We start from the raw sequence: 25232 nt of genomic DNA on the forward strand, positions 1-25232 counted from the left end.
AGAAAATGAAAATCAATCATATTAAAATATTGGCATTCGGAGCTGTACTATTGTTCTCAGCTTCAGGATGTACTAATGACTTTGAACAGTATAACCAGGAAAAGGCAGGAGGTCCTGAAAATTTTTACGCTGATTTTATTGCGGTTGTTGATCCGATGAAATCTATGCAAAGAGGATTACAGTCTGATTATCAGCTATATCCTAACCTTAGTGCAGATATGTACAGTGGAATGTTCAGTACAGCAACACCATTTAATGGAGGAGTAAATAATCTTACCTATTCAATGATGGATGGATGGAATAATAGAATTATTGCCAGACAGCAGGACATTTTCAATTACTCTCTTATTATTGATAATACGGCTAAGGAAATCTATAAAGGAGTAGATTTTACAGGAACATTTGCTGTGAAAAAAATCCTGAAAGTTATTACAGCTGCAAGAGTTTCAGACAGTCACGGGCCTGTAGTTTATAGCAAATATGAAAAGCCAAACCCTAACGGAGTTACGGATTTTGATTCTCAACAGGAAGCCTACAACTATTTTATTGCTGATCTTACTGCAGCCATTACAGATCTACAGAAAGTAATTGCCATGTCAGCAACACAGAATGTAGAAGATAAATCGGCATTGAAGAAAGCAGATTTAGTATATGGCGGAAATATGGCGCAATGGGCAAAATTTGCCAACTCACTAAAGCTGAGACTGGCTATGAGAATGAGCTACGCTGATCCTGCAAAATCTAAGCAATATGCAGAAGAGGCTTTGGCTTCACCTGCAGGATTGATTACTGACAATGCAGATAACGCATTAATCAGTGTAGGACAGTCAGAATTGAGTTTTATCATTTACTCATGGGGAGACTGTTTAATCGGAGCACCTTTAATGGCTTATATGAACGGATATAATGATCCGAGACTTCCGGCATATGCTATTCCGGCATCTGATCCGGGTTTACAAGGAAAATATATAGGAATACGCCAGGGAATTGATTTATTAAATGGTAAATCAACGTATGGAGGATTTTCGCAGCCACAGGCAAAATCTGCCAGCGGAGATTATTTTTCTGGTACAGATGGTAAAATGAAATTATTCACTGCTGCAGAAACATGGTTCCTTAGAGCTGAAGCTGCTTTGAGAGGCTATGCAGGAGCGGGTGATATTCAAACCAATTATACAACCGGAGTTCAGCAGTCTTTCGGAGAATGGGGGAAAAGTGCGAATGTTGCTGCTTATCTTGCCGATAATACTTCTACTGAAGCACCTTATCTTGATCCGAAAAATGCAGACAATAACGTACTTGTTGGAAACCCTCAGTTAAGTACTATCACGATTGCATGGAATAACGGGGATACCAACGAAAGAAAATTAGAAAGAATTATTACCCAAAAATGGCTTTCTCTTTATCCAAACGGACCAGAAGCATGGGCTGAGCAGAGAAGAACAGGATATCCGGTTCTTTTCAAGGTAAGAAAAAATGATAGTGGCGGAGCCATCAGTACAGAAGCAATGATCAGAAGAATTCCTTTCACTATTGATACCAAAACGTCATTATACAATTATCAGCAGGCAGCTCAAATGCTGAACGGGCCTGACACCGGAGGTACAAAACTTTGGTGGGATAAGAAATAAAAAATATTCAGAATCACTCATTAATAAAGAGACATCTCAAGATCAGATTGTTATTTGATACATTCATTGAAGCGGGAGAATAGAGTAGAATCTCCAAAAAATTTATAGTTTCGTTTTTTAGCCTGAATGAATGTTTGAGATGTTCTCTTTTATTTAGAATCTTATTTTTAAATATGGGAAAAAACAACTCCGGAACCCGTCGGATTCAGCCAATTCTCTGGATTTCCACATTATATTTTGCAATGGGAGTACCCTTTGTAACCATTAATGCGGTTTCAGGAATCATGTATAAAGATATGGGTGTTTCGGACTCGCAGATCACTTTCTGGACTGCCCTTATCATGTTCTCTTGGACATTAAAACCTCTTTGGAGCCCGTTTCTGGAGATTTATAAAACCAAAAAATTCTTCGTTGTTTTTACTCAGTTTGCCATAGGAATTCTGTTTGCATTAGTAGCCTTAAGTCTGCCAATGCATGATTTTTTCAAATACAGTATTGCCCTTTTTGCCGTAGTGGCATTTTGTGGAGCTACTCATGATGTGGTAGCAGACGGAACGTATATTGGCTTTTTAACCAATAAAGAGCAGGCAAAATATATCGGATGGCAGGGCGCTTTTTACAATCTTGCCAAGATCATCAGCAGTGGAGCACTTGTTTATTTTGCAGGTGTTTTAGAAAAGACAAAAGGCGTTACGCATGCCTGGATGATCATTATGGTGATCTATGCATTACTGTTTTTTGCCCTCGCAATTTATCATTATTTCATTCTGCCGAAAGAAAATAAAGAAGAACAGAAAGATGAAAAGACTGCCGGAAATGTTCGCCAGGAACTATGGGAAGTCATTACCTCTTTCTTCACCAAAAAGAAAATTCTGTGGTGTATTCTCTTCATTATTCTGTACCGTTTTGCAGAAGGATTTGCCATCAAAATTGCGCCTTTATTTTTTAAAGCTCCAAGAACATCAGGAGGATTAGGATTATCTACTTCAGATATCGGACTTATTTACGGAACATACGGTTCTGCAGCATTCATCTTAGGATCCGTACTGGCAGGGTACTTTATCTCAGCCCGTGGACTGAAAAAATCTTTGATATGGCTGTGTTGTGCATTCAATATTCCATTTGTGGTCTATGCATTACTGGCTTATTATCAGCCTGCAGATCTTTTGCCCGTAGGAATTGCTGTAGTAGTGGAGTATTTCGGCTACGGATTTGGTTTTGTGGGGCTTATGCTCTACATGATGCAGCAGATTGCGCCCGGAAAACACAAAACAGCTCATTACGCATTTGCAACAGGAATCATGAATCTTGGCGTAATGATTCCCGGAATGTTCAGTGGAATGATCAGTGACTGGATCGGATACAAAATGTTCTTTATCTGGGTATTGATCGCTACCGTTCCTGCATTCCTTGTTACCCTGTTTGTTCCTTTCCCTTATTCAGAAAATCAGAGAGAAGAATCTATAAATAAATAATGGTACTAAACCTAACAGGTTTTTAAAACCTGTTAGGTTTAAAATAACATTAAGAATGTTTACCAAATACTAAAACAATTAAAATAAAAAGTAAAAAATACTTTATGACAACTCAATCAGTAATGATCCCTTGGCAGGATCGCCCGGAAGGTTGCAATGATATCATGTGGAGGTTTTCCGAGAACCCGATCATTAACAGATACGCGATACCAACATCCAACAGTATATTCAACAGTGCCGTGATTCCTTTTGAGGATGGATTTGCCGGAGTATTCCGTTGCGACAACAAGGCCGTACAGATGAATATTTTTGCTGGTTTCAGTAAAGATGGAATCAATTGGGACATCAATCATGACCCTATTGAAATGCAGGCAGGAAATACGGATATGATTGAATCCGATTATAAATATGATCCCCGCGTAACCTTCATAGAAGACCGCTATTGGATCACTTGGTGCAACGGATACAATGGTCCTACCATCGGAATTGGATATACTTTTGATTTTAAAGAATTTTTTCAGTGTGAAAATGCCTTTCTTCCATTCAACAGAAACGGAGTTTTGTTTCCTGAAAAAATCAATGGTAAATATGCGATGCTGAGCCGTCCAAGTGATAACGGACATACGCCTTTCGGTGATATTTATATCAGCTATAGTCCTGATATGAAATACTGGGGGGAACACCGTTGTGTGATGAAAGTGACACCTTTCGAAGACAGTGCATGGCAGTGCACAAAAATCGGAGGTGGGCCGGTTCCTATCAAAACAGAAGAAGGATGGCTGCTTTTCTATCATGGTGTGATCAATACCTGCAGAGGATTCAGATATTCAATGGGAGCAGCTTTGCTTGATCTTGAAGATCCCACAAAAGTATTGTACAGAACGAAACCTTATCTGCTGGCACCAGCAGAATTGTATGAACTGACAGGAGATGTACCGAATGTGGTTTTCCCTTGTGCAGCATTGACTGAAGGAGACAAAGTAACAGTATATTACGGTGCTGCTGATACCGTAGTTGCAATTGCCTTTGGATATATTTCAGAAATCATTGATTTTATGAAAAAGAATTCAATTTAATACAGTAATATAAAGTTTAGGAAAAATAGGTTAATCATCTTAATTTTCCCTTTTACTGGGAATTTTATAATGGTTTTCCTATTTTTAAACCAACTTTTAAACAAAAACAATCTCCGATACCTCTCTTATCATGAAAAAAGAACTGTTAATCTGCTTTTTTACCACCCTGATTTCTGTAGCCAGTGCCCAGCAAAATAAAAACGATGTTTTATCCTGGGTAGATCCTTTTATAGGAACTGGAGGACATGGGCATACGTTTCCCGGGGCAACCACGCCATTCGGGATGATACAGCTGAGTCCGGATCAGAATACCAAAAGTGGCGACTGGGACTGGTGTTCCGGATACCACTACAGCAGTAAAACGATCATGGGATTCAGTCATAACCACTTGAGTGGAACAGGATGGGCAGACCTTGGAGATATTCTGGTAATGCCTACCGTAGGACAGGTGAAAATGGTTCCGGGATCTGAAGAAAATCCTGAGACAGGCTACCGTTCAAAATTTACGCATGATAAAGAAGTTGCGTCTCCGGGATATTATTCTGTAATGCTGGACAGCTATGGAATTAAAGCAGAACTTACTGCTTCCCCAAGAGTCGGATTTCATAAATATACTTTCCCGAAAAGTAGTGAAGCCAATATCATTATTGATCCTACTAATAAAATCTTCGGAAACATCTACCATACTTTAGTAAGTGTGGAAGGCAATAATAAAATCAAAGGGTACTGCTACAGCAATGGCTGGGGAGGTAAACGATTTGCTTACTTCGTGATGGAGTTTTCCAAACCGTTTAAGTCTTACGGCGTTTATGCTGACGGAAAAATCAAAAACGATGAAAAAATTGCCCTTGCCAAAGATGCTAAAGCTTTTGTAAGATTTTCAACAGAAGATCAGGAAAGCATTGAAGTAAAAGTTTCTTTATCTCCGGTAAGTACAGAAAATGCACAGGAAAATTTTGATACAGAAGCAACAAATGTTGACTTTGCCAAAGCAAAAGAAACTGCTCAAAAGACCTGGAGAGATCTGATCGGAAGATTCCAGGTAACAGGAGGAACCGATAGCCAGAGAAAAATTTTCTATACCGGAGTTTACCATACATTCATTGCACCCAATTTATACATGGACGTGAATGGAGACTATGTTGCAGCACAGGAAAACATGAATACCAAATGGTTTACCAACTACAGTACTTATTCTTACTGGGACGGATTCAGAGCGACACATCCATTACTGACCATTATGGATCAGAAACATACAAAAGAATTTGCCAATTCCCTGATCAGCAGATATACAGATCGTAAAGATCACATGCCAATCTGGGAGCTTTGTGGATATGATAATTTCTGTATGTTAGGCTATCACAGTGCTTCGGTAATTTGGGATGCCATTTCAAAAGGAGTTCCTGGTATTGATGCAGAAAAGGCATTTGCTGCGATGAAAGATGCTTCTTTAACAGATAAAATGAGCAGCAGTGATGGTGGCGGAGGTCTTAATGATTATATCAAGTTAGGCTACACTCCATCAGAAAACGGAGCTTCTGTTTCCGCAACATTAGAATACTCATATGATGACTGGTGTATCCAGCAGCTTGCTGAAAAATTAGGTAAAAAAGAAGAATCGGAAGTGTATAAAAAACGTTCTATGAACTTCCTGAATACCTTCAATAAAGAAAATAATCACTTCTGGCCAAGACAGAAAGACGGGAAATTCTTAGCAGATTTTACCCTTAACGATTGGAAAAAACTGCAGCCACACTGGGTTTCTGGAAATATCTGGGCGTATGATTTCTTTGTTCCGCATCAGATTGATGAAATGATGAATCTGTATGGCGGCAAAAAAGGATTTGAAGAAAAACTGGATAAAACCTTTACAGAAGCGCTTCATATGGAAGGAGAACAGCATGTTGACATTTCAGGATTCATCGGATCTTTAGGATTCGGGGATGAGCCTGGTCATCATGTTCCATACCTGTACAATTATGCAGGAAGTCCTTATAAGACTCAGAAAATGGTAAAATATATCCGTGACAATATGTATGCGGCAAAACCTGATGGAATTGTTAACAATGAAGACTGCGGTCAAATGTCAGCATGGTATATCTTCTCATCATTAGGATTCTATCCTGTAACACCGGGGAAACCTGTTTATGCCATCGGAGCACCACAATTCCCGAAAGCTTCTTTAAAGCTTGAGAATGGGAAAACATTCACCGTGATTGCAGACAAAATATCTGACAAGAATATCTATGTACAGAAAATGTTCCTGAACGGAAAAGAATACAAAAGCTGGGAACTGAACCACAACGATATCATGAACGGTGGCGAATTGAGATTCGTAATGGGAAGTAAACCTGTAAAATAAGACTCATAAAAATAAACGAAACAAAGTATCAATGGAAAGGAGAAATTTTATTAAAACAAGTGCACTGGCAGGAGCCGGATTGCTGTTTACTCAAAATGTTTTTGCTAAGAATTTAGTACTGGATGACTTTCCTGTTGTCCGTGTTCCTAAAGATAAAAGACATTTTACCAGCGAATCCGTAGAAAGTGCTATTGCAGTGTTTAAAAAGAAAGTAAAAAACAAAGAGCTGAGCTGGCTTTTTGAAAATTGTTTCCCGAATACATTAGATACTACTGTTTACTATACGGAAACCGGCGGAACACCGGATACCTATGTGATCACTGGGGATATTGATGCCATGTGGCTTCGTGACAGTTCCGCACAGGTTTTCCCTTATCTGCAGTTCTCTAAAAAAGATGAAAAACTGCATAAGCTGATCTCAGGAGTAATCCACAAACAGACTACTTTCATCCTTAAAGATCCTTATGCGAATGCTTTCTACAATGATGATCAGAAGATCAGTAAATGGAAAGAGTATGACCACACCGATATGAAGCCGGGAACGCATGAAAGAAAATGGGAAATCGACTCGCTTTGCTATCCTATCCGTCTGGCCTATCACTTCTGGAAAACAACAGGAGATACAAAACCTTTTGATGCCAACTGGCTGAAGGGAATTAAACTTACCCTGCAGACTTTCACAGAACAACAGAGAAAACATGATCTTGGACCTTACAAATTTGAACGTACCACAGCTTGGGCTACAGATGGAGTTCCTATGGGAGGATATGGTTATCCAACGAAACCTGTGGGATTGATCAGCTCTATGTTCCGTCCAAGTGATGATGCTACGATTTACGGATTCCTCATCCCTTCCAACTTATTTGCGGTGGTAAGCTTACGTCAGGCTGCAGAAATGGTTTCCCAAATTAAAAATGAAAAAACGTTGGCTCAACAACTGAACAGCCTTGCTGATGAGGTAGATGCAGCCATCAAAAAATACGGAATTTACAATCATCCTGAATTTGGAAAAATCTATGCTTTTGAAGTAAATGGCTTCGGAAGCTACAACCTGATGGATGATGCGAACTGTCCAAGCTTGCTAGGATTGCCTTATCTGGATGCGGTGAAAGCTGATGACCCTGTATATTTGAATACAAGAAAATTTGTGTGGTCTGAAAACAACCCATTCTTCTTCAAAGGTAAGCTGGCAGAAGGAATAGGAGGTCCGCATATCGGACTTGACATGATCTGGCCAATGAGTATCATAATGAAGGCACTCACTACCAAAGAAAAAAGTGAGATCAGATGGTGTATAGATACCTTACAGAAAACGCACGGAGGAACAGGCTTTATGCATGAATCCTTCCATAAAGACGACTCCAAAAAGTTCACCAGAGAATGGTTTGCATGGGCCAATACCCTGTTTGGCGAATTGTTATGGAAAACCTTTAATGAAAACCCTGAGCTACTGACATAGCCCACCCTTTTATATCGCTTATTCATCTGAGATTCCTTCCCGAAAAAGAAGGTGTCAGGGGAATGCTATATAAAATTCACACACCAAAAACACCTTAAAAAAATTATACAATGAAAAAAAAATCCATCTTTACCGCACTGATTGGCATGATGCTTCAGTCTGGTTCTCTGATTAACGCGCAGCAGCTTAGTCCTACCGGAATTTGCTATGTGGAAGTGAATAACAACAACCTCCTGAATGCAGGAGCGTACAAACTGCAGACATCAAACAGCTACCTGTTTAATGTGGTGAATATTTTTGCGGCTAATATTAATTATGATACCAGCCGTGGAAGAGCTTATCTGTATTCCAATAACAATGTTACCAAGGTTCTTACCAATGCAGATACTTACATAAAGCCACTTCAGCAAAAAGGAATGAAAGTAGTGCTGACTATTTTGGGAAATCACCAGGGAGCTGGAATCTGTAATTTTCCTACCCGTGAAGCTGCAAAAGACTTTGCATTACAGTTGGCCAATACAGTGAATACCTACGGTCTTGATGGAATTGATTTTGATGATGAATACTCAGAATACGGAAACAACGGAACAGGGCAGCCCAATGACAGTTCCTTTGTAATGCTTGTTCAGGAGCTCAGAGCCTTATTACCGAATAAAATTATTTCGTTCTATTATTATGGCCCTGCCGCTTCAAGACTTTCCTGGAATGGCGCCAGAGTAGGAGATAACGTCAACTACAGCTGGAATGCCATGTACGGAACATTCTCTGCTCCCAATGTACCACCTCTTACCAAAGCACAAATTTCTCCTGCAGCCGTTTGGATGGGAAATACGTCTAACTCTACAACCACCAGTCTGGCCACCCAAACTAAAAATGGAGGTTACGGAGTATTCATGTGGTATGATTTACATGGAACGAATGAAACGGCACAGCTTTCAGCGGGAACTCAGACCTTATACGGGGAACCAACAGTTTTAAGCGGTACTTTACAATCCTGGACACAGGGAACCAATTGTGATGCCCCTATCGGATTATACACAAGTAACCTTACAGGAACAAACGCAAAACTGAACTGGTCAGCCGTTGGAACCAATACCTACGATGTTGATTATAAGCCAGCTTCTTCAACAACATGGACGAGTGCAGTATCTGCAACAAGTTCTACTTCTGTAACTATTTCCGGATTAACAGCCAATACTGAATACGATTGGAGAATCAGAACCAACTGCAGCGTGAAAAGTGCCTATATGTTTGCACCAAGATTTACAAGTACTTCAGGAACAACGCCTACGGGTTCTTATGCATTGTCTTTAGATGGAAGCACTGAATCAGGAGCAGCTGGAAGTATGAATCTAAGCGGTTCCGCACTATCTTTTGAAGGATGGATCAAACCTTCGTCATTCAAATCAGCGTCTCCATATATTTCTTCTATCATGGGAACAGAGGTAAGTGACAGCAATTCTGCATTCTTAAGATTAGGAGATGCCGGTCTGGCGAATAATAAACTTCAGTTTGTAGTAAGCATTAATAACGTACAGCAAAAACTGGCTTCTGCAACGGCGTTGAATGCCAATACATGGTATCACGTGGCAGCTACTTACGATGGATCCAATATGAAAATTTACATCAACGGTACTCTGGATGCAACGAAAGCACAAACCGGAAGTGTGAATTCAACAGGTGCATTCAACGTGGGATATTTATACAACACATCAAGAAACTTCAATGGGAAAATAGATGAGGTAAGAGTATGGAAGCGTGCATTGAGTCAGACAGAAATCAGTCAGAATATGTGTAATGTATCTGTTCCGGCAACTTCACTGGCTGCTTATTGGAAGTTTAACGAAGGAAGTGGTTCTACAGTTCAGGATACTTCCGGAAACGGAGTGAGTTTAACGTTGACAGGCGTAGACTCTTCTAATTGGGGAACAGATCTGCCATGTGCAACGGGAAGTTCACTATTGGCAAGAAATGCTTCGAGCCAAAAGGCAATAAGTGAAGGACAGGTAAATATTAAAACTCAAATAAAACTATATCCTAATCCGGTAAGCAAATCTTCATCATTGACAGTTTCTGTTCCCGATGAATACAGCAAAGGGAAATTGACGGTTTATGATTTTAACGGAAGAATCGTAGATACAAAATCACTGAACTCCGGAGACAATCAATATGAATTGAGCAGAATTCCAGCAGGAAATTATATCGTTCAGTTTGAATCTCATGATGGAAGCTTAAAACAATCTGAAAAACTAATTGTAAAATAACAAACCCAGTCATTGGGCTTCGGCCCAATGCTTTTCCTACTACAAAATTGATATACTATGAGAAAAAAATCCTTTTTTATTCCCTTAATGGCCCTGATGCTTCAGTGTGCTCCGTTGCTCAAAGCACAGCAGCTTGATCCTTTGGGAGTCTGCTATGTGGAAGTGAACAACAACAATATGCTGAATGCAGGTTCCTATACTTTGCAGAATACCAACAGACAGCTTTTTGATGTAGCCATTATTTTTGCAGCGAATATCAACTATGATGTTTCCAAAAACCGTGCTTATATATCAAACAATAACAACGTTACTAAAGTTCTGAACGATGTTAATACCTACGTAAAACCTTTACAGCAAAAGGGAATAAAAGTATTGCTTGACCTTTTAGGAAATCATCAGGGAGCAGGAATTTCTAATTTTCCTAACCGTGAGGCAGCTAAAGATTTTGCTCTACAGGTTGCTCATACCGTTTACACTTACGGTCTGGATGGAGTAGACCTTGATGACGAATATGCAGGATACGGAAATAACGGAACGGGACAGCCTAATAACAGCTCTTTTGTCATGCTTTTACAGGAGCTGAAAGCGGCAATGCCGGATAAACTGATTACATTTTACTACTATGGTCCGGCTACAAGCAGACAAACGTATAATGGAGATTTAGCAGGAAATTATATCAATTATACATGGAATGCTATGTACAGTACTTACAATGCACCTGTTGTTCCTCCTCTTGATAAATCTAAAATCTCTGCAGCGGCAACCTGGATACAAAATTCCAATCCAAGCTCTACATCTGCCACTACACTGGCAAGCTTAGCGACCAGCACAAAGAATGACCAATATGGTATATTTATGTGGTACGATCTGCCAGGAACCAATGTTGCCAGCTATCTGAGTACTGGATCCAATATTCTTTATAATGAAAATACATCGTTAAGCGGTCAATTATACTCATGGTCTCAGGGGCAAACCTGTGATCCGCCATTGGGACTTGATATTTCCAATGTGACAGGAACTTCAGCGCAACTGAACTGGACTTCCAATGCATCCCAGTCTTATAATATTGATTACAAACCCGCTAATTCAACGGTATGGACGAACGTAGCCAGCAATTATTCAGGAAATAATATTGTCATCAACAATCTTACTCTGAATACCAATTACGATTGGAGAATCCAGTCTAACTGCTCACCGACATTAACAAGTACTTATATTTTTGCACCAAGGTTTAACTCCGGAAGTGGCTGCACTACGCCATCAGGATTGACTTCCGGAAGTTTCCTTGGTAATACGGCCCAGCTATCATGGGATGCCGGAAATGCAACTTCATATACCCTGCAGTATAAAACTGCTGCTGCTACAACCTGGACTGAAATCCAGAATGTTAGCACCAATTCTTATTCATTACAAAATCTTAGCCCTAATACCGCCTATGTATGGAAGGTACAAGCCTCATGTGCAGGAGGAACTACAAGTACCTATTCAGGAGAAGGATCATTCAACAGTGGTTTCGCTCCGGTTACAAGCCCGGGTGCAAGATCTCTTGCTTTCAACGGAAGCACGCATTATCTTAATGCAGGACAATTTAACCTGAGTGGAAACGCGGTGACCTTTGAAGGCTGGGTAAAAGTAAATGCTTTCAAAACAGCTTTCCCTTACATTTCATCAGTGTTAGGAGTGGAAGTAGGGGATAATAATTCGGCGATGCTTCGTTTCGGAGACGGAAACCTCGCGAATAATAAGCTTCAATTCATTTTGAGCTTTGGTTCATCACAGGTGAAATTGAATACCAATACAGCATTCAACACCAATACATGGTATCATATAGCAGCTACTTATGATGGAACAGCCATGAAAATTTATGTGAATGGTAACCTTGATGCTACTTTTGCAGTAACGGGTAACTTTACAGCAAACGGAATTCTTTATCTGGGAAGAAACTACGACAATTCCCGTACAATCAATGGTTTCCTTGATGAATTCAGAGTTTGGAAAAAAGCGTTAACACCACAGGAAATTCTGAGCAACAGCTGTAATGTTCCTGCCAACTCTACCGGTCTTGAAGCCAACTGGAAAATGGATGAAGGAAGTGGTTTAGGAGCTTTAGATGCTACTGCAAACACTCATTTTGCAACCCTGATCAGTATGACAGATGCCAATTGGAGAACAGATGTTGCCTGTGCTTCATCTCTTGCCGTGAAAGATATCGAATCCGTAAAAGAGAACAGTGCAGTCTATCCAAATCCTGTGAAACGAGGAAATGACATTCATTTTGCCATTAGCGACAATTCGGCAACTGAAGTGGCATTGTATGATGTTTCAGGAAAATTGTTCAAAAAACAGAATATTAATCAAAATAATAATGCAGTGAATACGCAGGATTTAATCAGTGGTACTTATATTTACAAAATTACATCTGCGAACAGTAAAGTACTATCAACCGGTAAAATTATTGTGAAGTAAAAGTTAGATAATGAAATAGTTATCATAACGAATAAAAATAGAGTCTGAAATACAAAGCAGGCAGACAGAGGTGTACTTCTGTTTGTCTGTTTTTTCAGTCACAGGGATGTCTTGAATTTAAAATAAAAAATAATGCAGAATATAGTAGGAATAGATATTGGAGGGTCGCACATCACGCTGGCTCAGGTAGATCCGGAAAAACGTGAAATCATTTCATCAACCTATGTAAGAGAACATGTAGATGCTTTCGAAAACAAAGAAGTTATTTTCAGTGCATGGGTTTCCGCCATTGAAAAAGCGGCTCATGATCTGGTAAAAGAAGATCTTTTAATTGGTGTTGCAATGCCGGGACCTTTCGATTATGATAACGGAATATCACTGATGCAGCAGGGAAAATTTATTGATATCTATCAGGTCAATATCAAAGAAGAACTGGCAAAAAGGCTGGACATTTCTCAGGATCAGATTCATTTTGTAAATGATGCGGCTGCATTTATGGAAGGTGAAGTATATGGAGGCTGTGCCCAGGGATTCAACAGAATATTTGGGGTCACTCTTGGAACAGGATTGGGAACTACTTTCTTCAATGGAGAATTTGCTAGTGATGAAGACTTATGGGATTCGCCCTTCAGAGATTCCATCAGTGAAGACTATCTGGCGACACGCTGGTTTGTGAATTATTATAAAGAACTCACCGGAGAAGAAATTTCAGGAACTAAAGATCTTCTGGACAAACCTGCAGAAATACAGACCCGAATGTTTGATGAGTATGCAGACTCTTTTTCTGAGTTTATTGTCAGATATGTAGATTCTTACAAACCGGAAGTTTTAGTTATAGGAGGAAATATTGCCAAAGCTTATCCTCATTTTGAGCAAAGATTTATTCAGAATTTAACAAAGAATAATATTAACTTGCAGGTTAAAATTTCGGCCATATTTGAAGATGCGGCCATTCTTGGAGCTGCCAGCTATGCATTAAAAAAGCGTATATAAATTAACAAACGAAAAGATACAATGAAGTTTATATTTTCTACTTGCTTACTGTTATTACAGGCCTGGGCGTTAGGTCAGAACGTATCTGCCGTAGACTATGTTAATCCTTTGATGGGAACCCAATCCAAACCTTCATTATCCAATGGAAATACCTATCCGGCAGTCGGACTTCCTTGGGGAATGAATATATGGACACCACAAACTGGTAAAATGGGCGATGGATGGGCATATACCTACGATGCAGATAAAATAAAAGGATTTAAACAAACCCACCAACCTTCTCCATGGATGAACGATTATGGCGCTTTTGCCATCATGCCGGGAGTTGGAAAAGTGAAATTTAAAGAAGACGAAAGAGCAAGCTGGTTCAGCCATAAAGCTGAGGTGACCACGCCTTACTTTTATAGTGTTTATCTGGCGGATATCAATGTTACTACAGAGTTCACTCCTACAGAAAGAGCTTCTTATTTTAAATTTGATTTTCCAAAGACAGACAGCGCTTATGTCGTTGTTGATGCATTAAACAAAGGTTCTTATATCAAGATTTTACCAAAAGAAAGAAAAATCCTGGGATATACAACGAGATATTCTACTGGGAAATATGAGAATTTTAAAAACTACTTTGTCATTCAGTTTGATAAAGATTTTGAACTGACAAAAACCTGGAAAGACGATAAACTGGTAAATGATCAGTTAGAAATTACCAGTGATCACACCGGAGCTGTAGTAGGATTTAAGCTTAAAAATAAAGAAACGGTTTACGCAAAAGTAGCTTCTTCATTCATCAGCTTTGAACAGGCAGAACTGAATCTGAAAAGAGAAATCGGAAACAGAAATTTTGAACAGGTAAAAACCGATGCTAAAAATATCTGGAACAAAACTTTAGGAAAAATAGAAGTAAAAGGAGGGACTGATCAACAGATGAGAACCTTTTATTCTTCTCTATACAGAACTTTATTCTTCCCACAAAAGTTATATGAAATAGATGCCCAGAACAAAATAAAACACTGGAGTCCTTACAATGGAAAAATTGTTGACGGAAGAATGTTTGCAGGAACAGGTTTCTGGGATACTTTCCGAGCTCTATATCCTTTCCTGAATCTTGTGTATCCAAGCATTAATGTGGAAATGCAGGAAGGACTGGCCAATGCTTACAAAGAAGGAGGTTTCTTACCAGAGTGGAGCAGTCCGGGATATTCTGATATTATGATTGGAAATAATTCTGCATCCGTAGTGGCAGATGCTTACATCAAAGGACTTCGCGGATATGATACAGAAGCGCTGTGGCAGGCTGTAAAGCACGGAGCAAACAATGAAGGTCCTATAGAAGCTGTGGGCCGCGCGGGAGTAAAGTATTATAATGAATTAGGCTATGTTCCTTACGATGTAAAGATCAATGAAAATGCAGCAAGAACATTAGAATACGCTTACGATGATTTTTCAATCTATCAGTTAGGAAAAGCATTAGGAAAACCTGCTTCAGAAATTGATATCTATAAGAAAAGAGCCTATAATTACAAAAATGTATTTGATAAGGAAACAGGCTTAATGCGTGGTAAAAATAAAGATGGTAACTTCCAGAAACCTTTCAATCCTTTCAAATGGGGAGATGCTTTCACGGAAGGAAACAGCTGGCATTATACATGGTCGGTTTTCCAGGATATTGACGGTCTGGCAGAATTGATGGGCGGAAAAAAGAAATTTGAAGCCAAATTAGATGAAGTATTCTCATTGCCTCCGGTTTTTGATGACAGTTATTACGGAGGCGTGATCCACGAAATCAGAGAAATGCAGATTATGAACATGGGACAGTACGCCCACGGAAACCAGCCTATCCAGCACATGATTTATCTGTACAACTATGCAGGAGCTCCTTACAAAACTCAATATTGGGCGAGACAGGTGATGAATAAATTGTATCATGCAACTCCGGATGGATATTGCGGTGATGAAGATAACGGGCAGACTTCTGCGTGGTATATTTTCTCAGCTCTAGGTTTTTATCCGGTGACGCCAGCAACGGATCAATATGTGTTGGGGGCACCATTATTTAAAGAAGCTACCATCCATTTGGAGAATGGTAAGAAAATTGAAATAAAAGCTCCGGAAAACAACGTAGAAAATCTATATGTAAAATCATTGAATGTAAACCAACAGTCTTATTCCAAAAACTGGCTGAGCCATAAAGAACTGATGAAGGGAGCCGTTTTAGACTTTAAAATGGATAGCAAGCCCAACAAGGAAAGGGGTTCACAGGAAAAAGACTTTCCATATTCAATGTCAAAAGAAGAATCAAATAAATAAATTTTAAATTAAAAATATAGCTGTATGAGTACAGAAAAAAAAGAAATATTCGATAGAGTAGAGAGCATGTTGCAAGGACAAGGTTTTAACATCGCAGCAAAAGATGATACAAGGCCGTGGGGAGGTTTCTTTGTGATTGATGAAACACAGGCACAGGATTTTGCTAACCAATATTTCGATGGGATTGATGTAGACAACCTGAGAATAGGAGGAAAGCTGAGCCCGAAAATTCTTATCGTAGCTCCGGAAGCAAGATTAAGCTGGCAATACCACCACAGAAGAGCTGAAATCTGGCAGGTTGTAGAAGGAACGGTAGGAATCAAAAGAAGCAATACCGATGAAGAAGGAGAGTTGGGAGAATACGGCCCGAAAGATCAGGTGAAACTTCAGCAGGGCGAAAGACACAGATTAATTGGTCTTGCAGGCTGGGGAATTGTAGCTGAAATCTGGCAGCATACCGATGCATCCAATCCGTCAGATGAAGATGATATCGTAAGAGTACAGGACGACTTTGGAAGATAAATAAAAATTCCGCTTCATTGAAGCGGAATTTTTATTGGTAAGGAAGCTTGAGGCTGGAAGAGGGGAGTTACTGGTGGTTTTCAAAACTTTTATATTTTCCCCGCTGTGAGTGGCGAATTTTACTTGATTGTGGTAAAAATCAAACCTTATAGGTTTCTGAAACCTATAAGGTTTTTATGTATTCAGCTATTATCCTCAATAAGATAAAACTTTACTTGATTGTAGGTACACTCAGCATTATTCTTCCAGCCTCCAGCTTTTAAAACGTCACATCCAGTCCTACATAGAAGTTCGCTTTCATAATCGGAGCGTATACCATTCCTCCGTCAAAATAGCTTCCGAAAGGATTTTTAAAATCTACAATCGCATTTTTCTGATAGTAAGAAGTTAGGTTTTCTCCTCCTACATAAGCTCTGATTTTTTTATTGAAATTTCTTGAGATTTGAGCATTAAGAACTACATACGATTCCGAATACGTTGGCAGTTGAAACTCTGCCGGATTCGTTGAAGTATCAGGAAGTCTTTGTTTTCCAACCCAGTTTAAAGTCGTATCAAAACTCCAGAATCCGCCATTATCATTTTTATTGGTCGAATAGGCCAGATTCACAAAACCTCTGTGCTTCGCCATAAAAGGAACTTCTCTTCTTCCGCCGATATAATCAGCCTGCACATCATAATATTTATAAGCCAGTCTTACTTCAAGATTTTTGACAGGCATGAAATCCCATTGAGTCTGGAATGAATTCGCAAAAGACTTTCCATCCAGATTATAGAAGGTCAGCTGTTGAGGAGATTGATCCAGATCTACCAATACCTGATCCTGGAAATCTGTTCTGAAGAAGTCAGCAACAATGCTTGATTTTCTTCCAAATAATTTGAATTCCTGTTGTAAACTCGCGCCATAATTCCATGCGATTTCAGGTCTTAATCCATAAATATTTCCTCCGTTAGGCAAAATATTAATTGCTCTGTTGGAAGCAAAATACTGCTGGCTTTCCGCAAATACATTCGCTGTTCTGAATCCTCTTCCCGCAGAAAGTCTTAAAATAGTCTGAGGGGTGAAATCATACTTGAAATTAAGTCTTGGTGTAAACTGAGTTCCTGCAAGATTGTGAAAATCTACTCTTGAACCTGCTACTAAAGTATATTTTAAACCTGTTAAAGTATATTCAGCAAAAATTCCGGGTACAATTTCATTTCTTCTCATATCATCCAGCAAATACGTTTCTTTATAACCGTCATACAAGAAACTTGCTCCAGCCTTATACTTGTGGTTGGTATTTCCGATGATGCTTTCAAAAATTAAATTGGAATAATAAGTATGCTGTTGTCCCGCATAATTTCTCAATCCGAAAAAGCTGTCCTGTTGGTGATACACATACTGGTTCATCCATCCGATACTCTGGTAAGGTTTTCCTTTAAAAACATACCCTGTTTTATTCCAGACCTGAAATCTTGAAATGTCGATTCCTACCCCATAAAAAGGTTGCTTATCCTGACCCAGTTTTTTATCAAAACCAATCTGTCCTGCCGTTCTTTCATCTCTGATAAAATTAATTCCAAAGTGAGACCCGAATCCCGACTTTTCAAGATCATTATAATTCAGTAAATATGCTGCATTGATCTGTGTTCCTTTTGGTCTGTCCAGAAAACCGTCATGGTTCATATCCGTATTTCCAAACGTTCCGTTTCCATGCAGAAGGAAAGTTTGTGACCATTTATCGTTGATCGGAGAAACATTGGTAATATTGATTTCTGCTCTGCCGTTGAAGTCAGAAAAAAGGTTCAGCGACGTTTCAGGTGTCTTGGCATTCTTTAAAAGCTCAGTATTGATCTGTCCTGTGATACTCTCATAACCGTTCGTTACGGTACTTCCTCCTTTGGTAAGCTGGATGCTTTCAATCCATCTTCCCGGGATAAAATTTAATCCATAGGCAGAAGCCAATCCTCTGATTTCAGGTAGTTGTTCCTTCGTTAAGCTGGTATATTTTTGATCCAGACCAAGCATTTTCAACTGTTTTGTTCCGGTAACCGCATTACTGAAAGAAACATCTACCGTTGCATTGGTTTCGAAGCTCTCAGAAAGATTACAGCAAGCAGCCTTTAAAAGCTCTTTTTTATCAATATTAAAAACAAGTCCGGCTTCTTTCTTGCTTAAAGCTGTGGCTGCCTTAGAACCTGTTACAACAACTCCGTCAATGTTTTTTTCATGTTGAGAATGATCCTCTTTAGCTGGTGAAGTCTCATTGTCTTTATGATCTTCATGCTTTGTTGCTTCCTCGTAATGCACTTTTGGATTGGGTTCACCAAAAGTAAAGTCTCTGTCATATAAGCAACATCCCGGAAGTCCGTTGTAAACTGCATCAGAAGCTTTGTATTTTTCATTATCATGTCCTGCATCAGCAATTGCTTTTAAAATCTTATCCGATGAGGTTTTTGAAGGATCAAAATTTAAAGTAACCGTTTGTTTCTCTGCATTCCATTCCGCAGTATTGGCTCCGGCATCTTTGGATGCTTTTTCAATTCTGGCTTTGCAAGAAGCACAGTTTCCTCTTACATAGAATTCATTCTCTTTTTTAGCGGAAATAGTAGCCTCTGCATGGTGCTCATGGTTGGTTTCTGACTGTGAAGGCTGGAGATCTCTGTCGTAATGACAACATCCCGGAAGTCCTTCATAGGTTGTATCAGGCGCTTTGAATTTCTCATTATCATGACCTGCTTCAGCTACCTTCTTCAGAATATCATCAGCGGATGCTTTGTCTGTTTCAAAGGTTAACGTTTGAAGATCAATGGAGTAAACTGCCGTTTTTGCACCCGCTTTTTTTGCAGCACTTTCAATTCTTGTTTTGCACATTTCACAGTTCCCCTTTACCTTGAACTGATTTTTTGAAAGTGTCTGAGCAGATATATATTGTGTAAATAGGAATAATGCACCAAGTATCAACCTGGAAATATATAATTTCATTTTGTTTAAAAGTTTAAATTAATTAAAAAACAGTTCACTATAGAACATAATGAACCCTGGATATTTTAATTAACCTATCTTGGGCGGCTGCCAGATTTCTTTTAAACGGTCAGAAAGATAAGGATCTGAATATTGGAACTGAGGATTCTTATTCGCTTTGTAATAAGACAGTTCCAAACGTAGATTTTTTGAGAAAGGGGTTTCAATAAAAGTATAACAGGCAACACATGATGAGCAGCAGTCATCTTTACATGATTTTGTTTTATCATGGTTGCTGTCCTTTTTTGAAGAATGATTTTTACAGCAGTCCATTTTTTTGGAAGACTCTGCTTTACAGCATGTTTCCTGCATTCCCTGCGCATAGAAATCGTCCTTAGGAATCAGAAAGACTCCCAGGCAAAACACTATGGCAAGTATGTGAAACAGCTTCATTTCTGCAAAAATACAAAATTTATGGCAAAGGATCACCAACTTTTAGAGAGCAGCTGTGCCAAGGTTCCCCGTGTGCCGGATTCAGTTTGGGTTTTTCGCCCATCGCCAGATTCTGTGCAGCAGGTGCAGGAGCCGGACTTTGGGAAGGCTGAACTACATTTTGTGCTGGCTGTGGTGCAGGAGCGGGTTTACTGTTTAAGGGCTGACCTACGGCAATATCACAACGATGTCCGGGCTGTCCGTGCGGAGGGTTCATTCCCGGAGCGGTTTTTACCTGTTTCCCGTTATTATCAAGGGTGATTTTTCCTGGTGATACGGCATTCGGATCAATCTGGATGGTATTGCCTCCGCTCACGTTTACATTTTGTGTAGCGGGAGTAGCTGCAGCAGGTTGACCATTTAAAGGTTGTCCTACCGGAATATCGCATCGGTGTCCCGGTTGCCCGTGTGGAGGATTCATTCCCGGAGCGGTAGCCATAGGAGCAGGAGTAGCGTTGGACTGGATGCCTGCCTGTTCCATCAGAGCCGTTTTTGAGGTGGTATTGAGAGCTACGTTGGGCTGGCCAGCGTTGGCTTCTTCTTTTAAGTAAGTAGCTCTTTCATCTTTTTTACAAGATGTAGCTAAGAGTGATATGGTGATCAAACCTATAAATGTATTCTTCATATCCATGGGTATGAAACAAAATTAGCAAAACATTTCAATTGTTTTGCTAATTTTATACTTATAATTTGATTTTTAGATTAATTTTTTACCAAAAGTCTAAATCCTTCTCCATGAACGTTGATAATTTCCAATCCTTCGTCGTCTTTTAATAACTTACGAAGCTTAGCAATATAAACGTCCATACTTCTTGCTGTAAAATAATTTTCCTTTTTCCAGATCTTTCTTAAAGCAAGATCTCTCGGCATGAAATCGTTTCTGTGGATGCAAAGAAGTTTTAATAATTCATTTTCTTTAGGAGAAAGTTTATATTCTTTATCACCAACTTTCAGCTGTCTCAACATAGAGTCGAAGAAAATATTGCTGATTTTAAACTGCTCCTGTTCTTCATTTTCCAAAGTAGAACTTCTCTGAAGAATTGCTTTTATTTTGTATAAAAGTAGCTCAGTATCAAATGGCTTTGTAATATAATCATCTGCACCCAGCTGATATCCCTTCAGGATATCTTCTCTCATGTTTCTTGCAGTAAGGAAAATGATAGGTGTATTTTTATCAATCTTTTTTACGTCTTCCGCTAATGAAAATCCATCTTTTTTAGGCATCATTACGTCAAATATGCAGATATCGAATTCATTTTCTGTAAATTCTTTAAGTCCCTGCTCCCCGTCAGTGGCAAGAGTCACTTCAAAATTATTGATGGTCAAATAATCTTTAAGCACTGCCCCGAAACTCTGATCGTCCTCTACTAATAATATTCTGTTGCTCATAATTTTAATAATTAAAAATTAACAATTAAGAATGAACTTCCTCACTCTATCTTCTATATTTTGATATTTGGTTACACTTTTTATAATTGATGAATGATCATTGATAATTGATGTGAAGGAGAAGTTTTTTCATTCATCGATTATCATCTATCATTTATTTTCTAGCTCATTGGCAGTTTTATCGTAAACGTACTTCCTTTTCCTTTATGAGAGTCTACGATAATCTGTCCTTTGTGCAGTTCTACAATTTTCTTCACGTAAGAAAGACCTAATCCCTGTCCTTTTACGTTGTGAATATTTCCGGTTTCTTCCCTGAAGAATTTTTCGAAAATTTTGGTTTTATTCTGGGTATCCATTCCCATTCCTTTATCGGAAATTTCAATCACATACCATTGTCCTTCATTTCTTGTTTCCACATGTATTTCCGGTGCTTCCGGAGAATATTTATTGGCATTGTCCAGTAAATTGACCAACATATTGGAGATGTGGAATTCATCTATTTTAAAATTATACTGAGTGGCAGTGAACTTCTGCGTAAGCGTTCCGTTTCTTTGCTGTACAATCAGATTGAAAGATTCTGTTGTCTTTTTGATGAGCTCCCTTACGTTAGTCTCTTTCAAAAATAATTCTACTTCATTTCTTTCAAGCTTGGACATGTTTAGTACATTTTCCACCTGCTTTTTCATCCTTAAGTTCTCCTGCTTGATCAGTTCGGAATAGTATTTTACCTTATCCGGATTGGTGGCAATTTTATCATTGGCCAAAGAGTCTGTGGCTACAGAAATGGTTGCCAGTGGTGTTTTAAACTCGTGGGACATGTTGTTGATGAAGTCTGTTTTCACTTCAGCAAGCTTTTTCTGCCTCATCATATAATTGATGGAAATAATGTAAATCCCAAGAATGGTAAGGAGAGAAAGGAATGTTCCTAACAACATCGGCCAGTTGTTCATCGCCAGAGAATATTCTTTTTTAGGAAATACCAGGGCAAGGCTGTATAACGTATTCTTCTTATCGGCAAAAAGAGGAAAGCTGTAAGTATTGCTGTCTTTCTTTTCTTTGTAAGCTTTATTGGCAATACTGGTAAGTTTATTATTACGATCCAGGACTCCATAGCCGAACTTGGCCGTAATGCCTCGTATTTTAAGTTCTTTGGCAATAACAGAGTCCAATGTTTTCGGATCCACTCTTTTAGTAATAGGAAGGTTATTTCCATATACTTTCACAAACTCTTTCATGGAGTAATCTCCCGTTTCAATCTCCTGATTGATGTCTGTGGTAAGAAGTTCGCGATTGGTGGTATCCCTTTTTATTTTATAGGCAGCTTCGTCCGTATATAATGTTGTCAGCTTAATAGAATCTCCTTTTTGAGAAATGGGAAGCTGCGTTTTTTCAATAATATTTTTGGCGTAAATAATCTGTCTTTGCGTGCCAGAGTCTTCCACTTGCTGGATTGTAGTTAAAGACGGTTGTTTGCTGTTTGCCAGAATATTTTTTCTGAAATCTTTATAATCCTGGTTCAGGTATTTGTCCGCTTCTATCTCTTCAATACTTTTTGAAGTACTTTCCAAAACCGCATACACTTTATTTGAAAAATCCTGTTCCAGTACGCCGTAATAGCCTTTCAACCAATAAAATTGGAGCGTTACGAAGACAATCAGTGAGATTGTCATAAACACTGAAATTATTGGGATGAATTTGTTATTCATTATTTAATTATATAGGTTTTGGAAAAATGAATGTTAAAATTAATTGTTTTAAGAGTACCTAAACAAAAAACGAGCCAAAAAATTGTTTTTTTTTTCTTAAAAGAGTGTTTTTTAACAATTATTTATGAATTTTCTTTTAGTTGTCATATGAAAACTCCCTTTCAATAAATAAAGTGCTAACTTTATTAAAAATAAATATTTATGGAATCTAATATCATTTTCAACAAAGATTTTGATGCGTCCAGCGCTTATGTCATGAAGATTTATAAAGCTGATGTTTCAACAGTGTGGAAGTATTTTACAGAAGCCGAACTATTGGATCAATGGTGGGGACCAAAACCATGGAGATGTGAAACGGTAAGTCAGGATTTCAAAGAAGGAGGCATCTGGATGTATACCATGGTAGGACCAAACGGAGAAAAAGGACCTATGTATTCTCAGACTCAATACGGAGAAATTACAGAACACAGAAGCCTGGACTGGATGAGTGCCTTTTCCGATGAAAAAGGGAATGTCAATGAAGATTTTCCAAGGTCAAAATGGCTGATCGGCTTTACCGGAGTGGAAGAAGGTACTAAAGTAACCATCAATATCCATTACCATTCTCCTGAAATTATGAAAAAGCTTATGGATATGGGATTTGAAGAAGGATTTAAAATGGGACTGAATCAACTGGAAGAATTGATTGGATAAATGTGAATATAAAAATTATAAAAAAGAGGATTTTCCATTGGAAAACCCTCTTTTTATTTATCAACAGTGTCTCGTCCTGAAATAGCGATACACAAAAAAGAATCGTTATGGAAGAAACATTAAGATCCACGTACATTAAACGCACACAGAAGGATTACAGTTTAAGTTTAAAACTTCAAATCGTGAAAGAAGTTGAATGTGGAGCATCCACTATTACTAGTTGTCGTAAGAAATATGGTATTCAATCTCATGGTACTATTTTAAATTGGCTGAGAAAATATGGTAACTTTGATTGGGAAAACCAAAGACCTTATGCCATGGAAAAAACACCTGAACAACGTATTATGGAATTAGAAGCCCAGGTAAGGCTTCTTGAAAAGCAAAAGGCTTTTTTAGAAAAGCAGGCTTATATTGCAGATAAGAAGTCCATATTTTTTGATATGATGATTGATCTGGCTGAGAAAGAATATCACATTGATATTCGAAAAAACTCACCACCCGAACAATCGATTACTTCCGCAGTAAAGAAAAAGAAACTTTGATTTTTACTTGTGGATTGTTAGGGTTAAATAGACAAATCTATTATAGAAGTATCAAGCGTACGAAAGTTTGTAAAGATAAAGCTTCAGAGGTAGTAAAGCTGGTAGAGAATCTTCGTGTTAAGATGCCCCGGTTAGGAGGCAGGAAATTATATTTTATTTTACAGAGATCCTTAAGCTCCATTAAGGTAGGGAGAGATAAATTCTTTGCCATCTTAAAAGCTAATCATTTATTGATTGAACCTCGCAAAAGCTATCACATTACAACCAACTCTCATCATCGTTTTAGAAAGCATAAGAACCTGCTCCTTGACTATCAGATAACAAAGCCCAACCAGGTATGGGTTGCAGATATTACTTATATAGGGAACCGAAAAAATCCAAGCTATTTAAGTTTAATAACTGATGCGTATTCTAAGAAAATAATGGGACACTTTGTTGCAGACAATTTAAATACACAGAGTAGTATTATAGCTTTAAAAAGAGCTCTAAAGAAGTATAAAGGTATGAGAGAATCTTTAATCCATCATTCCGATCGTGGTTTACAATACTGCTCGAATGAGTATCAAAGACTTTTACAGAAACATCAATTAAAATGTAGTATGACACAAAACTCTGATCCTTATCAAAATGCAGTAGCAGAGAGAATAAATGGTATTTTAAAGCATGAGTTTGATATTGATAAACATGATATAAACAACAATTTAAGGAAAAAGATAGTAAATGAATCTATCGAAATCTACAATAATTTACGCCCACATTTTTCAAATCATTATCTAACTCCAAACCAAATGCATAAACAGTCACAAATTAAAATGAAAACCTATAAAAACAAAAACCAAAGCAATAGTAAAATTACTCTGGTTTAATTATTTATTTTTGTACTATAATCTGTATCAGATTTTCAGGACTAGTCA

18 protein-coding genes are annotated in these 25232 nt (G+C 38.4%); 13 read left to right on the top strand and 5 right to left on the bottom strand.

Annotated features, from left to right (window positions below):
- Positions 1 to 5 precede the first annotated feature (5 nt).
- The 10 genes from DDF69_RS19870 to DDF69_RS19915 all read left to right on the top strand — a co-directional run bounded on the left by DDF69_RS19870 (position 6) and on the right by DDF69_RS19915 (position 16552).
- The gene (locus DDF69_RS19870) at positions 6 to 1631 is read left to right on the top strand and encodes a SusD/RagB family nutrient-binding outer membrane lipoprotein (protein ID WP_114822302.1); all 1626 of its coding nucleotides are present in this window, start codon (positions 6 to 8) and stop codon (positions 1629 to 1631) included.
- Between the two features lie 173 nt (positions 1632 to 1804).
- A complete protein-coding gene (locus DDF69_RS19875; protein ID WP_114822303.1) occupies positions 1805 to 3106 on the top strand; it encodes an MFS transporter in 1302 nt (433 codons plus the stop codon).
- A 104-nt stretch (positions 3107 to 3210) separates the two neighbouring features.
- On the top strand, positions 3211 to 4182 hold the full coding sequence (locus DDF69_RS19880; protein ID WP_114822304.1) for a glycoside hydrolase family 130 protein: 972 nt from the start codon (positions 3211 to 3213) through the stop codon (positions 4180 to 4182).
- A 130-nt stretch (positions 4183 to 4312) separates the two neighbouring features.
- Entirely contained in the window at positions 4313 to 6544 is a 2232-nt protein-coding gene (locus tag DDF69_RS19885) for a GH92 family glycosyl hydrolase (protein ID WP_114822305.1), read from the top strand.
- 31 nt (positions 6545 to 6575) lie between these two features.
- A complete protein-coding gene (locus DDF69_RS19890; protein ID WP_114822306.1) occupies positions 6576 to 8003 on the top strand; it encodes a glycoside hydrolase family 125 protein in 1428 nt (475 codons plus the stop codon).
- A 110-nt stretch (positions 8004 to 8113) separates the two neighbouring features.
- Positions 8114 to 10267, top strand: a complete 2154-nt coding sequence (locus tag DDF69_RS19895) for an endo-beta-N-acetylglucosaminidase H (protein ID WP_114822307.1) — start codon at positions 8114 to 8116, stop codon at positions 10265 to 10267.
- Positions 10268 to 10324: 57 nt separating this feature from the next.
- The gene (locus DDF69_RS19900) at positions 10325 to 12733 is read left to right on the top strand and encodes an endo-beta-N-acetylglucosaminidase H (RefSeq protein ID WP_114822308.1); all 2409 of its coding nucleotides are present in this window, start codon (positions 10325 to 10327) and stop codon (positions 12731 to 12733) included.
- 132 nt (positions 12734 to 12865) lie between these two features.
- The gene (locus DDF69_RS19905; protein WP_114822309.1) at positions 12866 to 13726 is read left to right on the top strand and encodes an ROK family protein; all 861 of its coding nucleotides are present in this window, start codon (positions 12866 to 12868) and stop codon (positions 13724 to 13726) included.
- Between the two features lie 21 nt (positions 13727 to 13747).
- On the top strand, positions 13748 to 16030 hold the full coding sequence (locus DDF69_RS19910; RefSeq protein WP_114822310.1) for a GH92 family glycosyl hydrolase: 2283 nt from the start codon (positions 13748 to 13750) through the stop codon (positions 16028 to 16030).
- Positions 16031 to 16054: 24 nt separating this feature from the next.
- A complete protein-coding gene (locus DDF69_RS19915; protein ID WP_034691610.1) occupies positions 16055 to 16552 on the top strand; it encodes a phosphoheptose isomerase in 498 nt (165 codons plus the stop codon).
- A gap of 259 nt (positions 16553 to 16811) precedes the next feature.
- Here DDF69_RS19915 and DDF69_RS19920 read toward each other — a convergent pair whose 3' ends face one another.
- From DDF69_RS19920 to DDF69_RS19940, 5 genes are all read right to left on the bottom strand, one after another.
- Positions 16812 to 19517 (bottom strand): TonB-dependent receptor domain-containing protein, encoded by a 2706-nt coding sequence (locus tag DDF69_RS19920; protein WP_114822311.1) that lies wholly within the window; start codon positions 19515 to 19517, stop codon positions 16812 to 16814.
- A gap of 69 nt (positions 19518 to 19586) precedes the next feature.
- A complete protein-coding gene (locus DDF69_RS19925; protein WP_185144376.1) occupies positions 19587 to 19949 on the bottom strand; it encodes a hypothetical protein in 363 nt (120 codons plus the stop codon).
- Positions 19950 to 19968: 19 nt separating this feature from the next.
- Positions 19969 to 20619 carry a hypothetical protein gene (locus DDF69_RS19930; RefSeq protein ID WP_114822312.1) on the bottom strand — a complete coding sequence of 217 codons (651 nt, stop codon included), beginning with the start codon at positions 20617 to 20619 and terminating at the stop codon, positions 19969 to 19971.
- Between the two features lie 71 nt (positions 20620 to 20690).
- Positions 20691 to 21377, bottom strand: a complete 687-nt coding sequence (locus DDF69_RS19935; protein WP_002982671.1) for a response regulator transcription factor — start codon at positions 21375 to 21377, stop codon at positions 20691 to 20693.
- A 161-nt stretch (positions 21378 to 21538) separates the two neighbouring features.
- Positions 21539 to 23083, bottom strand: coding sequence for a sensor histidine kinase (locus DDF69_RS19940; protein WP_114822313.1), 1545 nt, complete (start codon positions 23081 to 23083; stop codon positions 21539 to 21541).
- Between the two features lie 201 nt (positions 23084 to 23284).
- Between DDF69_RS19940 and DDF69_RS19945 the strand changes: the two genes are divergently transcribed.
- The 3 genes from DDF69_RS19945 (at position 23285) to DDF69_RS19950 (ending at position 25184) form a co-directional block, all read left to right on the top strand.
- Positions 23285 to 23776, top strand: coding sequence for an SRPBCC domain-containing protein (locus tag DDF69_RS19945; RefSeq protein ID WP_114822314.1), 492 nt, complete (start codon positions 23285 to 23287; stop codon positions 23774 to 23776).
- A gap of 107 nt (positions 23777 to 23883) precedes the next feature.
- Positions 23884 to 24318 carry a hypothetical protein gene (locus DDF69_RS22345; protein ID WP_228411903.1) on the top strand — a complete coding sequence of 145 codons (435 nt, stop codon included), beginning with the start codon at positions 23884 to 23886 and terminating at the stop codon, positions 24316 to 24318.
- Entirely contained in the window at positions 24315 to 25184 is an 870-nt protein-coding gene (locus tag DDF69_RS19950) for an IS3 family transposase (RefSeq protein ID WP_228411904.1), read from the top strand. The genes DDF69_RS22345 and DDF69_RS19950 overlap by 4 nt, the downstream gene beginning before the upstream one ends.
- Positions 25185 to 25232: the final 48 nt, after the last annotated feature.

The sequence above is a fragment of the Chryseobacterium sp. KLBC 52 genome (assembly GCF_003347605.1).
Lineage (GTDB): Bacteria > Bacteroidota > Bacteroidia > Flavobacteriales > Weeksellaceae > Chryseobacterium.